Consider the following 12,281-nt stretch of genomic DNA (forward strand, 5'->3'; position numbering starts at 1 on the left):
TCCCGCCGAGCCCGAGCCCGCCGCCGAACCCGAGCCTCCCGCCGAACCCGAGCCCGAGCGTCACTGAGTGCGCGAGTACCTCCTGGTGCTGCTGGTCGCGGCCTCGGTCACCTACCTGAGCAGCGGGCTGTGCCGCCGACTGGCCCTGCGCATGGGGGCGATGGCCAAGGTGCGCGACCGCGACGTGCACACGATCGAGATGCCCTACTTCGGGGGGGTGGCGATGCTGGCCGGGGTGTCGGCGGCGGTGCTGCTGGCCCTGCAGCTGCCGTTCCTCGGCCGCGAGGCCACCCTGCAGCACGACTCCCGGGGCGTCCTCCTGGCGGCGCTGGTGATCTGCATCGTCGGCGTGCTGGACGACATCTACGACCTGTCGGCGCTGACCAAGTTCGCCGGTCAGGTGCTGGCCGCCGGCCTCGCGGTGGCGCTCGGGGTGAAGATGCTCTGGATTCCACTGCCGGGCCAGCCGATCCTGCTCGACGCGCCGTCCTCGGTGGCGATCACTGTGTTCTTCATCGTGCTCTGCTCCAACGCGGTCAACTTCGTCGACGGCCTCGACGGCCTGGCCACCGGGGTCGTCGGGATCGGTGCGCTCGCCTTCTTCGCGTACTCCTACGTGCTGACCGTGAACGAGGGCCTGACCCGGGCCACCACGGCGAGCCTGATCACGGTGGCCATCGCGGGGGCGTGCCTGGGGTTCCTGCCGCACAACTTCTTCCCCGCCCGGATGTTCATGGGGGACTCGGGCGCCCTGCTGCTCGGGCTGCTGCTCGCCACCTCCACCATCAGCCTGACCGGCCAGATCGACACCTCGCAGCTGCAGGACTCCGCCGGCGGCCTGGTGCCGACCGTGCTGCCCCTGGTGCTGCCCCTGGCCGTGCTGGCACTGCCGTTTCTCGACCTCGTGCTGGCTTTTGTTCGCCGGACGTACGCAGGACGGTGGTGGTTCGTCGCCGACAAGCAGCACCTGCACCACCGGCTGCTCGAGCGGGGCCACAGCCAGCGCCGCGCCGTGCTGCTGATGTACATCTGGTCGGCCCTGGTCTCGTTCGGGGTGATCGTGCTGGGCCTGGTCCGCAGCGACGCCCAGTGGACCGTCGTGGCGGTCGTCGCCGTGCTCGCCGTGGTCCTCGGACTGGTGACGTTGAGCCGGCCGCCGACCGCCCGTCGACCCGTACCGGGCGACCTGCCGTAGCCGTCGGGCGGGTCCGCCCCGGGGTGGCGATCACGCCTGAAACCGGCCCGCTGTGCTAGTTTTCTCACGCAACACGTCCCTCCTGGATCCCATTTCCTCCCTGGGTCTTCTGGGGCAGGTGACCTGGCCAACCGACCGATCACGAGCAAGGACGCGCACCCCGATGACCGTGGACAGCCGCCCCGAGCACGCAGCGACGCCTGCCGAGGGCACCAGCAGCCAGGTCCGGCACGCGCGCAAGCTGCTTGCCGGTGGCGCGACCGGCGGCGCGGTCGCCACGGTGCTGGCGCTGGTCGGCTTCGGGATCGGCTACGGCACGGCGGGCCTGCTGTCGGCGGCACTCGCCGCCGCGATGGTCCTCTTCTTCTACGCCGGCGGTCAGTACGTGATGGTGCGCTTCGCTGACGCGGGCGCCCGGCTGCTGCTGAGCGTGGCCCTGCTGAGCTACACCACCCGGGTGCTGGTGCTCGGCCTCGTGCTGCTGGTCTACCAGCGCCACGCCGACGCGCTGTCGGCCCTGATCCCGAACGTGGTCTTCCTGACCACCGTGGCGGTCGTCGTGGGCTGGCTCGTCGCCGAGGTGTGGGTGTTCTCGCGGCTGCGGATCGCGGCCTACGACGCGGACTACCAGGCGCCCGCCGGAGCGGACGACGAGACGTGAGTGCGGCGAGCCGGACTGCTAGCGTGAGCAGGACCATGAGCCAGAGTCGCGAACCGGAGATGACGACACCGGCCGGTGAGGCCGCCTCGGCCGGGATGAACCAGGGCATGCGGGTGCTGTCGTACCTGATCGCCGGGGTCGCCCTCTACGGCGGCATCGGCTGGGGCGCGGACCACCTGTTGGGCACGGTCTTCCTGCTGCCGATCGGCCTCGTGGCTGGTGCGGCCCTGGCGATGTACATGATCATCAAGCGCTTCGGAGTCCCGCCAGCAGCAGAACGCGGAGCGGTAGCCGGAACGACCGATAAGGGGAGAGTGTGAGCGGCGTGATCGGCTTGATCCCGATGGAGGGCTACACGCCGCCGAGCACGGAGAGCTTCGAGTTTCCGGCTCTGTTTCCCGGACTGCCGTGGTTCGACCGGTACCTGCTGCAGGCGGTGGTCGGTTTTGGCCTCGTGTTGGTCTTCTGGCTCGTGATGGCGCGCAAGCGAGCGCTGGTCCCGAGCAAGGGGCAGTTCGTGGGCGAGGCCGCCTACATGTTCCTGCGCAACAGCGTGGGCCGCGACATGATCGGCCACGACTACCGCAAGTACCTCCCGTTCCTGATCGCGCTGTTCTCCTTCATCCTGGTCAACAACCTGTGGGGGATCTTCCCGCTCACGCTGCTGCCGACGGCCTCGCACGTGGGCTGGGCCTACGGGCTCACCGGGATGGTGTGGATTCTCTACAACGCGATCGGGATCAAGAAGTTCGGCCTGGGCGGCTACCTTCAGCGGGCCACGATCCCCTCGGGCGTCCCGGGGTGGATGCTGCCGCTGATCATCCCGCTGGAGTTCCTCTCCAACATCTTGGTCCGACCACTGACCCTGTCGCTGCGGCTCTTCGCCAACATGTTCGCCGGCCACCTGCTGGTGCTGGTGTTCGTGCTCGGCGGGGAGTACCTGGTGCTGGAGAGCGAGCCGCTGGTCAACAAGGTGGCCGGGTTCGCGTCCTGGATCTTCAGCATGGCGATCTTCGGGCTCGAGCTCTTCGTCCAGATCCTGCAGGCCTACATCTTCACCGTCCTGACCGCCCAGTACATCTCCTCGGCGACCGCCGAAGAGCACTGATCCGCACCAGATCCGCAGTTCTGCGGGACACGAAAGGAACCACCAGATGACTCCCATGGAGCTCGTCGGCTCGCTCGGTATCGTCGGCTACGGTCTCGGCGCCATCGGCCCCGGTATCGGCGTCGGCCTGATCTTCGCGGCCGTGATCGAGGGCACCGCCCGCCAGCCCGAGGCGCGCGGCGCTCTGCTCAGCACCGCGTTCATCGGCTTCGCCCTGACCGAGGCGCTGGCCATTATCGGCATCGCTCTCGCCTTCGTCTTCGGCTTCACCGGCCAGTAATGCCTGTCATCATCCCGCTGGCCGAGAACCCGCTGCTCCCGGAGCTGCCCGAGATCATCGCGGCAGTTGTCTTCGTGGGCATCCTGACGTTCCTCATCACCAAGTACGTGGTCCCGCAGTTCGAGGCGACCTACGCCGCCCGGACCGAGGCGATCCAAGGCGGCATCGAGAAGGCCGAGCGTGCCCAGGAGGCGGCGGCGGCTGCTCTGGCGCAGTACACCGACCAGCTGGCCGAGGCCCGGACCGAGGCGGCCCGCATCCGCGAGGACGCCAAGACCCAGGGCTCGCAGATCCTGGCCGAGATGCGGGAGCAGGCGCAGAGCGAGGCGGCCCGGATCAAGGAGTCGGCGCAGGCCCAGCTCGAGGCCGAGCGCGCCCAGGTGCTGCTCTCGCTGCGCAGCGAGGTCGGTGGTCTGGCCACCACGCTCGCCAGCCGGATCGTCGGGGAGTCCCTCGACGACGACGAGCGGGCCCGCCGTACGGTCGACCGCTTCCTGGCTGATCTGGAGGGGGCCGATCTCGAGGGCTCCGAGGACAGTCAGCCAGCAGGCCGACCATGAGCGTCGCCAGCGAAGCCCGGCTGGAGGCGCTCGACGAGGTCCTCGACCGCGCCGCCGCTACGGCTCGTTCGGGCGACGGTGGCATCCTGTCCACGATCGCCTCGGTGGTCACGCGAGCGCCCAGCGCGGGTGACCTCGGCAGCCTGCCGAGCGACCTGTTCGCGGTGGTCGACGCGCTTGACTCCTCCGTCACCCTGCGGCGGACACTGACCGACCCGGCCACGTCCGAGCAGGGACGGCAGCAGCTGGTGCACGGCCTGCTCGACGGCCGGGTGTCCAAGCTCGCGGTCCAGGTGGTCGCCGAGGCCGTCGGGATGCGCTGGGGTGGCGGCCGTGCGTTGGCCGCTGCGCTGGAGCGCCAGGCGGTGCGGGCCCAGCTGTTGTTGGCCGACCGGGACGGTGCCCTGGAGGAGACCGAGGACGAGCTGTTCCGGTTCGCCCGGCTGGTCGAGGCGACTCCGGACGTCCGGGACGCCCTGAGCGACCGCGGGATCGACCTGGTCGGTCGTCGGCAGCTCGTCACGGACCTGCTCACCGGGCGCGCGAACGCGTCGACGATCGCGCTGGCCTCGCGGGCCGTGGCGGCGCGCGAGCGTACGTTCGCCCACACGATCGAAGGGTTCGTGGCCCTCGCCGCGGCTCAGAAGAACCGGGTGATCGCGACGGTCCGGGTGGCTCGGCCACTCACGGCCGAGCAGCGGTCCCGGCTGCAGACCTCGTTGGCCCGTCAGGTCGGCCGGGAGGTCGCGCTGCAGGAGGTCCTGGACGCAGGCGTCCTCGGCGGGGTCCGGGTCGAGCTCGGCGACGAGGTCATCGAGGGCACGGTCGCCGGCCGGCTCGAGTCGGCCCGCCGGCTGTTCGGCTGACGACCTCTTTTCCTTGACTCACACGCAAACCACGTACGCGATACGAACACGAGAGCAGGCACAGCGATGGCAGAACTGACGATCCGCCCCGAAGAGATCCGGGACGCTCTGGACCGTTTCGTCCAGAACTACACGCCGGAGACCTCCAGCCGCGAAGAGGTCGGCACGGTCGTCACCTCCGGCGACGGCATCGCGCGCGTCGAGGGGCTGCCGTCGGCGATGGCCAACGAGCTGCTCGAGTTCGAGAACGGCGTCCAGGGCATCGCCCTGAACCTCGACGTCCGCGAGATCGGCGTCGTCGTCCTCGGTGACTCCGAGGGCATCGAGGAGGGTCAGGTCGTCCGCCGGACCGGGGACATCCTGTCCGTGCCCGTCGGCGACGGGTACCTCGGCCGCACCGTGAACGCGATGGGCGTCCCGATCGACGGTCTGGGCGACATCGCGGGCACCACCGAGCGTCGCGCGCTCGAGCTGCAGGCCGCCGGCGTGATGGACCGCCAGGAAGTCCGGCAGCCGATGCAGACCGGAATCAAGGCGATCGACGCCATGATCCCGATCGGCCGCGGCCAGCGGCAGCTGATCATCGGTGACCGCAAGACCGGCAAGTCAGCCATCGCGCTCGACACGATCATCAACCAGAAGGCCAACTGGGAGTCCGGCGACCCGGAGCAGCAGGTCCGCTGCATCTACGTCGCCATCGGCCAGAAGGGCTCGACCGTCGCGGGCATCCGAGGCGCGCTCGAGGAGGCCGGGGCCCTGCCGTACACGACCATCGTGCACGCGCCCGCCTCCGACCCGGCCGGCTTCAAGTACGTGGCGCCCTACACCGGCTCGGCCATCGGCCAGCACTGGATGTACCAGGGCAAGCACGTCCTGATCGTCTTCGACGACCTGACCAAGCAGGCCGAAGCGTACCGCGCCATGTCGCTGCTGCTGCGTCGTCCGCCGGGCCGCGAGGCCTATCCCGGTGACGTCTTCTACCTGCACAGCCGGCTGCTCGAGCGGTGCGCCAAGCTCAGCAAGGAGCTGGGTGGGGGCTCGATGACCGGACTGCCGATCATCGAGACCAAGGCCAACGACGTGTCGGCCTACATCCCGACCAACGTCATCTCGATCACCGACGGTCAGATCTTCCTGCAGTCGGACCTGTTCAACGCCAACCAGCGACCGGCCATCGACGTCGGTGTCTCGGTCTCCCGGGTCGGTGGCGCGGCGCAGATCAAGGCGATGAAGAACGTCTCCGGCTCGCTCAAGATCAACTTGGCGCAGTACCGCGACATGCAGGCGTTCGCGATGTTCGCCTCGGACCTGGACGCGACCTCGCGGCGCCAGCTCGACCGTGGGGAGAAGCTCGTCGAGCTGCTCAAGCAGCCGCAGTACAGCCCGTACCCGATCGAGGAGCAGGTCGTCAGCGTCTGGGGCGGCATCAACGGCCAGTTCGACGACGTGCCCACCAACGACGTGCTGCGCTTCGAGCAAGAGCTGCTGGAGCACCTGCGGCGCAACGGCTCGGTGCTGCAGAACATCCGTGAGACCAAGGTCTTCGACGGTGACACCGAGGCCGCGCTGACGAGTGAGATCGCTCGGTTCAAGCAGAGCTTCCAGACCTCCGACGGCAAGCTGCTCGCCGGCCGCGAGGAGCACCAGTCGATGGAGGCTGACGAGGTCGACCAGGAGCAGATCGTCAAGCAGAAGCGGGGCTGAGATGCCAGCCAGTCTCAGAGAGCTCCGGTCGCGCAAGAACTCGGTCTCGACGACGAAGAAGATCACCCGCGCGATGGAGCTCATCGCGGCGTCGCGGATCATCAAGGCCCAGGCGCGGGCGCGGGAGGCGGCGCCGTTCTCCCGTGAGCTCACCCGCGCGGTCTCGGCGGTGGCCACGTCCTCCAACGTCGAGCACCCGCTGACCACCGAGAAGGAGAACCCCAGCCGCGCCGCGGTGCTGCTGATCACCTCCGACCGCGGTCTGGCCGGGGCGTACTCGTCCTCGGTGATCAAGGCGGGGGAGCAGCTCAGCTCGCTGCTGCGGGACGAGGGCAAAGAGGTGCTGCCCTTCCTCGCCGGCCGGAAGGCGATCGCCTTCTACCAGTTCCGTCGTCGCGAGGTCACCGCCCAGTGGGCGGGCTTCTCCGACGCGCCGACCTACGCCAACGCGAAGGAGGTCGCCGACGCCCTGATCGGTGCCTTCCGGACGCCGACCGAGGAGGGAGGCGTGGACGAGATCCACGTCGTCTACACCCGCTTCGTCTCCATGCTGACCCAGTCGCCGGAGGTCATCCGGCTGCTGCCGCTGGAGGTCGTCGAGAGCGACGAGACGCCCGAGCCGGACGACCTGCTGCCGCTGTACGAGTTCGAGCCCGACGCCGAGACGGTGCTGGACGAGCTGCTACCGCTGTACGTGGCCAGCCGGATCCAGTACTGCCTGCTGCAGGCGGCCGCTTCGGAGCTGGCCAGCCGGCAGAAGGCGATGAAGTCCGCCACGGACAACGCCCAGTCGTTGATCGAGCGCTTGACCCGGGAGGCCAACCAGGCCCGGCAGGCCGAGATCACCCAGGAAATCAGCGAGATCGTCGGTGGCGCCAGCGCGCTCGCCGACGCGAGCGCAACGAGCGAGTGAGGGAACCCATGTCAACCACCATTTCCGATCACCCCGGCACCAAGCACTCCTCGGGCGGTGTCGGCCGCGTCGCACGCGTCATCGGCCCGGTCGTCGACGTCGAGTTCCCGGTCGACACCATGCCCGACCTGCAGAACGCCGTGCTGGTCGACACCACCGTCAGCGGCACCACCACGACGATGACCATGGAGGTCGCCCTGCACATCGGCGACAACATGGTCCGCTGCATCGCGCTCAAGCCGACCGACGGCATGCAGCGCGGGGCCGAGGTCCGTGACACCGGCGCCCCCATCTCGGTGCCCGTCGGCGACGTGACCAAGGGCCACGTCTGGAACGTGACCGGTGACGTCCTCGACGTCGACCCGTCGACCCTGACCATCACCGAGCGCTGGCCGATCCACCGCTCCGCGCCGAAGTTCGACGCGCTGGAGTCCAAGACCGAGATGCTGGAGACCGGTATCAAGGTGCTGGACCTGCTCACCCCGTACGTCCAGGGCGGCAAGATCGGCCTGTTCGGCGGCGCCGGCGTGGGCAAGACGGTGATGATCCAGGAGATGATCTACCGGATCGCCCACAACTTCGGTGGCACCTCGGTGTTCGCCGGCGTGGGGGAGCGGACCCGTGAGGGCAACGACCTGATCAACGAGATGGAAGAGGCCGGCGTCTTCAAGGACACCGCTCTCGTCTTCGGCCAGATGGACGAGCCGCCGGGCACCCGGCTGCGGGTGGCGCTGAGCGCGCTGACCATGGCCGAGTACTTCCGCGACGTCCTCAACCAGGACGTGCTGCTGTTCATCGACAACATCTTCCGGTTCACCCAGGCCGGCTCGGAGGTCTCCACCCTGCTCGGCCGGATGCCGTCCGCGGTGGGCTACCAGCCCAACCTGGCTGATGAGATGGGCCAGCTGCAGGAGCGGATCACCTCGACCCGCGGCCACTCGATCACCTCGATGCAGGCGATCTACGTGCCCGCCGACGACTACACCGACCCGGCGCCGGCCACGACGTTCGCCCACCTCGACGCGACCACCGAGCTGTCCCGTGACATCGCCTCGCGCGGTCTCTACCCAGCCGTGGACCCGCTGACCTCGACCTCGCGGATCCTCGACCCGCAGTACATCGGGCAGACCCACTACGACACCGCGGTGCAGGTGAAGCAGATCCTGCAGCGCAACAAGGAGCTGCAGGACATCATCGCGATCCTCGGCGTCGACGAGCTGTCCGAGGAGGACAAGATCGTCGTCAACCGGGCCCGCCGGATCCAGCAGTTCCTCAGCCAGAACACCTACATGGCCGAGAAGTTCACCAACATCCCGGGCTCGACCGTCCCGCTCAGCGACACCATCGAGGCGTTCCAGGCGATCTGCCGCGGCGACGTCGACCACATCGCGGAGCAGGCCTTCTTCAACGTCGGCGGTATGGACATGGTCGAAGAGCGCTGGGCCGAGCTGCAGAAGGAGCAGTAGGCGTGTCACTTGTGAGCTGGAGGCAGCATGGCTGAGCCGATGCAGGTCGAGGTGGTCTCTGCCGACCGCGTGGTGTGGTCGGGGCAGGCCACCAACATCATCGCCAAGACGGTCAACGGCGAGATTGGCATCTTGGCCGGACACGCGCCTGTGCTGGGCGTCCTCCAGCCCAGCGCGGTGGTGATCTTCGGTACCGACGGCAACCGTGAGGTCGTGGCCGTTGACGGCGGTTTCATCTCCGTCGCCCAGGGTCGGGTCTCGATCCTCAGCGAGTACGCCAGCCTGGCGAGCGAGATCACCGTCCGGGACGCCGAGCAGCAGCTGGCCGAAGCGCAGCGGACGCTCGACAGCGGTGACTTCAGCGACGCCGAGAAGCAGCAGTTCGACCGCGCCACCGCTCAACTTCGTGCGGCAGAGAAAGCGCAGTAGGGTCGCTGCTAGGCGACGTGACACCCGATCGTCGCGGAACTGGCGAGGTGCTTGGGGTTCATGATGCGCGGCGCTCTGGAGCTCGTCGAGCTGTTCGTCGCGCTCCTGGGGCTCGCCGTCTTCAGCCTCGTGCTGCTCGCCGTGCGACGTCGCTGGTTGGCCCGCCAGGGTGGCACCTTCGAGTGCAGCCTGCGGCTGGACACCAGTTCACCCAGTACCGGCTGGGTGCTCGGGGTGGCGCGGTACCACGACGGCATGTTGCAGTGGTTCCGGTTCTTCTCCTACTCTTGGCGGCCCCGCAAGGAGTTCCTGCGCAGCGCGGTCCGCGTGCTCGAGACTCGGGACCCCAACGCGGTCGAAGCTGTCTCGCTCTACGACGACCAGCGGATCGTGCGGTTCGAGCTGGCAGGTGAGGCCGAGCTGGCGCGGCGGTGGGACCTGGCCATGAGCCCGGACTCTCTCACCGGCCTGCTGAGCTGGCTCGAAGCCGCCCCACCCGGTGTTCACCGGCTGCCCTGAGGCGGTCCTCAGGAGGCTACGGCCGGGCCGCCGTCTGGATGCTGGTCAGCTGCGTCACGAGCCCGTCCATCAGCTGCTGGTCGGCGGTGTTGTCGTAGGTAGCGGTACCGAAGTCGTAGCGGTACTGCCAGCTGACGGTGTTGCTGAGCCGCAGCAGGTGCACGACGTAGCGTCCCTGGCTGCCGGCCCGTTCAAGCCGGTAGGCCAGCTGGTCGCCGGCGTCCTTCGGCGTGACCAGCGGCACGGGGTACAGGGTGCCGCCGGACTCGGGCAGTCGCCGGTCCAGGGCCGCCGAGGCCGTGAAGGTGATATCGGTGCCCTGCTGGCATTTCGGCATGGCGTCCACCACGCGCGCGTACGCCGCCGACGCGGCCTCGTCGTCGGGGTAGCGCACGGTGAACAGCGAGATCGACGCCGTGCCGTCGTTGAGCCAGTAGGTGGAGACGCCGTCCAACGCCCCGGCCGGCCACTGGTTGGACACGGTGCTGTCGAAGAGCGGCGTGCACGCTGCCGGGGTGAAGGTGAGCGGCGGGTCGGGGAACTTGGACGCGTCGATGGTCGACACGTCGTTGGTCCCGTCCGAGCGGGCCATGCCGGTGTAGGCCTCCTGCAGCTGCTCGAGGGTGAAGTCTGGCGGTGGCCGTAACCGGTGCCACACCGCCACTCCAGCGGCCGCGACCACCGCGAGCACCACCAGGAGCGCGAGGACCTTGACCAGCCTGCGGTTGACCGGCCGCGGCGCGAAGGCCATGACGTCCGGGCTCTCCTCCACCTCAGACGTCGTCACGCTCGCAGACTAGTCCGGCTCTCGCAGACCGCTCAGCGGGTGGCGAACGCGGCGTCGAAGGCCGCGGTCGGCGGGGTGATGCCGTTCAGCCCGCGGATGAAGGCCAGCGCCTCGGGAGCGCCGGCGAGCCGGTCCATCCCCGCGTCCTCCCACTCGATCGAGATCGGGCCGGCGTAGCCGATGTGGTTGAGCATCCGGAAGATGTCCTCCCAGCGGGTGTCGCCATGGCCGGTGGAGATGAAGTCCCAGCCGCGCCGCGGGTCGGCCCAGGGCAGGTGACTGCCCAGCATGCCGTTCCGGCCGTTGTTCATCCTGATCTTGGTGTCCTTGCAGTCCACGTGGTAGATCAGCTCGGAGAAGTCGTCGAGGAAGCCGACGTAGTCCAGACCCTGCCAGACCATGTGCGAGGGGTCGAAGTTGAGCCCGAACGACCTCCGGTGGCCGATGGCCTCCAGGGTGGCGACGGTCGACCAGTAGTCGTAGGCGATCTCGCTGGGGTGGACCTCGTGCGCGAACCGGACGCCCACCTCCTCGAAGACGTCGAGGATCGGGTGCCAACGCTCCGCGAAGTCGGCGTAGCCGGCCCTGATCACGTCGTCGCCGACGGGCGGGAACATGGCCACGTAGTGCCAGATCGCCGATCCGGTGAACCCGACCACGGTGTCCACCCCGAAGTTGGCCGCCGCCCGGGCGGTCAGCTTCATCTCCTCCGCGGCCCGCCGCCGGACGCCCTCGGGCTCGCCGTCGCCCCAGACCCGTGGGTTGACCATGTTGTGGTAGCGCTCGTCGATGATCGCCTCGCAGACCGCCTGGCCGTTGAGGTGGTTGCTGATCGCCCAGCAGCCGAGGCCGTACTGGGCCAACGTGTCCTTCTTCGCCTGCACGTACGCCGGGTCCTCGGCGGCCTGGAGGACGTCGAAGTGGTCGCCCCAGCAGGCGATCTCGAGACCGTCGTAGCCCCAGTCGGCCGCGAGCTGGCACATCTGGTCGAACGGCAGGTCGGCCCACTGGCCGGTGAACAGCGTCACCGGCCGATCCTGCTGGGGTTCCTTGCCTCCGGTGGCCTCACGCAGTCCCGGGTTGGGGTTGACCGGCCTGGGAGCGTCGGTGGTCATGCCTGATCCTCCTGCTGGGGTTGGGGTCGCCGGCGGCGTCGGCCGGACTCGACATCGGCTTGCCTGGCCTGGTTGCGCTGTCCGCCCGGCACCCAGAGCACGTCGCCCTCGGGCCCGTTCACCACGCGGATGAGGATGAAGAGCAGGTCGGACAGCCGGTTGAGGTAGGTGATGGCCAGCGGGTTGATACCGCCGGAACCCTGCTCCTCGGTCAGGCTCTCCGAGCCGTACTGCTCGACCGCCGCCCAGGCGGCGCGTTCACCGCGACGAACGACGGTCCGGGCCACGTGCAGCTGGGCCGCGGCCATCGAGCCGCCGGGCAGGATGAAGGAGGTGAGGGCGGGCAGCGGGTCGGAGAACTCGTCGCACCAGTGCTCCAGCCGGTCGACGTAGTCCTGGGTGATCCGCAGCGGCTCCCAGGGCGGGTCGGGCCGCAACGGGGTGGACAGGTCGGCGCCGAGGTCGAACATCTCGTTCTGGATCGTCCGGAGCAGCTCGGCGACCGGCGCGGGCAGCTGCCCGGTCGCGAGTGCGACACCCAAGACCGAGTTCGCCTCGTCGACGTCCCCGTAGGCCTCGAGCCGTGGGTCGGTCTTGCGGACGAGCGACATGTCGGAGAGCCGGGTCGAGCCGCCGTCGCCGGTGCGGGTGTAGATGCGAGTGAGGCGGACCATGGCG

Annotated in this window: 15 protein-coding genes; 12 read left to right on the forward strand and 3 right to left on the reverse strand. The window is 68.9% G+C overall.

Annotation, left to right across the window (positions count from 1 at the left end):
* The first annotated feature begins 67 nt into the window (after positions 1-67).
* The 12 genes from ACFE76_RS18020 (at position 68) to ACFE76_RS18075 (ending at position 9,701) form a co-directional block, all read left to right on the forward strand.
* Entirely contained in the window at positions 68-1,195 is a 1,128-nt protein-coding gene (locus ACFE76_RS18020) for a glycosyltransferase family 4 protein (RefSeq protein ID WP_375433164.1), read from the forward strand.
* 163 nt (positions 1,196-1,358) lie between these two features.
* Positions 1,359-1,856: a hypothetical protein gene (locus ACFE76_RS18025; protein ID WP_375433165.1), complete on the forward strand. Its 498-nt coding sequence runs from the start codon at positions 1,359-1,361 to the stop codon at positions 1,854-1,856.
* 35 nt (positions 1,857-1,891) lie between these two features.
* Complete coding sequence (locus tag ACFE76_RS18030; protein WP_375433166.1) at positions 1,892-2,176, forward strand: hypothetical protein; 285 nt, start codon at positions 1,892-1,894, stop codon at positions 2,174-2,176.
* The gene (atpB, locus tag ACFE76_RS18035; protein WP_375433167.1) at positions 2,173-2,964 is read left to right on the forward strand and encodes a F0F1 ATP synthase subunit A; all 792 of its coding nucleotides are present in this window, start codon (positions 2,173-2,175) and stop codon (positions 2,962-2,964) included. Before ACFE76_RS18030 ends, atpB begins: the two co-directional genes overlap by 4 nt.
* Before the next feature lie 46 nt (positions 2,965-3,010).
* Entirely contained in the window at positions 3,011-3,244 is a 234-nt protein-coding gene (gene atpE, locus ACFE76_RS18040; RefSeq protein WP_375433168.1) for an ATP synthase F0 subunit C, read from the forward strand.
* Positions 3,244-3,804: a F0F1 ATP synthase subunit B gene (locus ACFE76_RS18045; RefSeq protein WP_375433169.1), complete on the forward strand. Its 561-nt coding sequence runs from the start codon at positions 3,244-3,246 to the stop codon at positions 3,802-3,804. Before atpE ends, ACFE76_RS18045 begins: the two co-directional genes overlap by 1 nt.
* Positions 3,801-4,670, forward strand: a complete 870-nt coding sequence (locus tag ACFE76_RS18050) for a F0F1 ATP synthase subunit delta (protein WP_375433170.1) — start codon at positions 3,801-3,803, stop codon at positions 4,668-4,670. The genes ACFE76_RS18045 and ACFE76_RS18050 overlap by 4 nt, the downstream gene beginning before the upstream one ends.
* A 66-nt stretch (positions 4,671-4,736) precedes the next feature.
* On the forward strand, positions 4,737-6,374 hold the full coding sequence (gene atpA, locus ACFE76_RS18055; RefSeq protein ID WP_375433171.1) for a F0F1 ATP synthase subunit alpha: 1,638 nt from the start codon (positions 4,737-4,739) through the stop codon (positions 6,372-6,374).
* Between the two features lies 1 nt (position 6,375).
* The gene (locus ACFE76_RS18060; RefSeq protein WP_375433172.1) at positions 6,376-7,287 is read left to right on the forward strand and encodes a F0F1 ATP synthase subunit gamma; all 912 of its coding nucleotides are present in this window, start codon (positions 6,376-6,378) and stop codon (positions 7,285-7,287) included.
* Positions 7,288-7,295: 8 nt separating this feature from the next.
* Positions 7,296-8,753: a F0F1 ATP synthase subunit beta gene (gene atpD / locus ACFE76_RS18065; protein WP_375433173.1), complete on the forward strand. Its 1,458-nt coding sequence runs from the start codon at positions 7,296-7,298 to the stop codon at positions 8,751-8,753.
* 27 nt (positions 8,754-8,780) lie between these two features.
* Complete coding sequence (locus ACFE76_RS18070) at positions 8,781-9,182, forward strand: F0F1 ATP synthase subunit epsilon (RefSeq protein ID WP_375433174.1); 402 nt, start codon at positions 8,781-8,783, stop codon at positions 9,180-9,182.
* Positions 9,183-9,242: 60 nt separating this feature from the next.
* A complete protein-coding gene (locus ACFE76_RS18075; RefSeq protein WP_375433175.1) occupies positions 9,243-9,701 on the forward strand; it encodes a DUF2550 domain-containing protein in 459 nt (152 codons plus the stop codon).
* Positions 9,702-9,717: 16 nt separating this feature from the next.
* Here the strand turns inward: ACFE76_RS18075 and ACFE76_RS18080 are convergent, their stop codons facing one another.
* The 3 genes from ACFE76_RS18080 to ACFE76_RS18090 are packed head-to-tail and all read right to left on the reverse strand — an operon-like array spanning position 9,718 to position 12,277.
* On the reverse strand, positions 9,718-10,488 hold the full coding sequence (locus ACFE76_RS18080; RefSeq protein ID WP_375433176.1) for a hypothetical protein: 771 nt from the start codon (positions 10,486-10,488) through the stop codon (positions 9,718-9,720).
* Between the two features lie 32 nt (positions 10,489-10,520).
* The gene (locus ACFE76_RS18085) at positions 10,521-11,603 is read right to left on the reverse strand and encodes a sugar phosphate isomerase/epimerase family protein (protein ID WP_375433177.1); all 1,083 of its coding nucleotides are present in this window, start codon (positions 11,601-11,603) and stop codon (positions 10,521-10,523) included.
* A complete protein-coding gene (locus ACFE76_RS18090) occupies positions 11,600-12,277 on the reverse strand; it encodes a cob(I)yrinic acid a,c-diamide adenosyltransferase (protein WP_375433178.1) in 678 nt (225 codons plus the stop codon). Before ACFE76_RS18090 ends, ACFE76_RS18085 begins: the two co-directional genes overlap by 4 nt.
* Positions 12,278-12,281 lie beyond the last annotated feature (4 nt).

It is taken from the genome of uncultured Friedmanniella sp. (assembly GCF_964244005.1).
GTDB lineage: Bacteria > Actinomycetota > Actinomycetes > Propionibacteriales > Propionibacteriaceae > Microlunatus.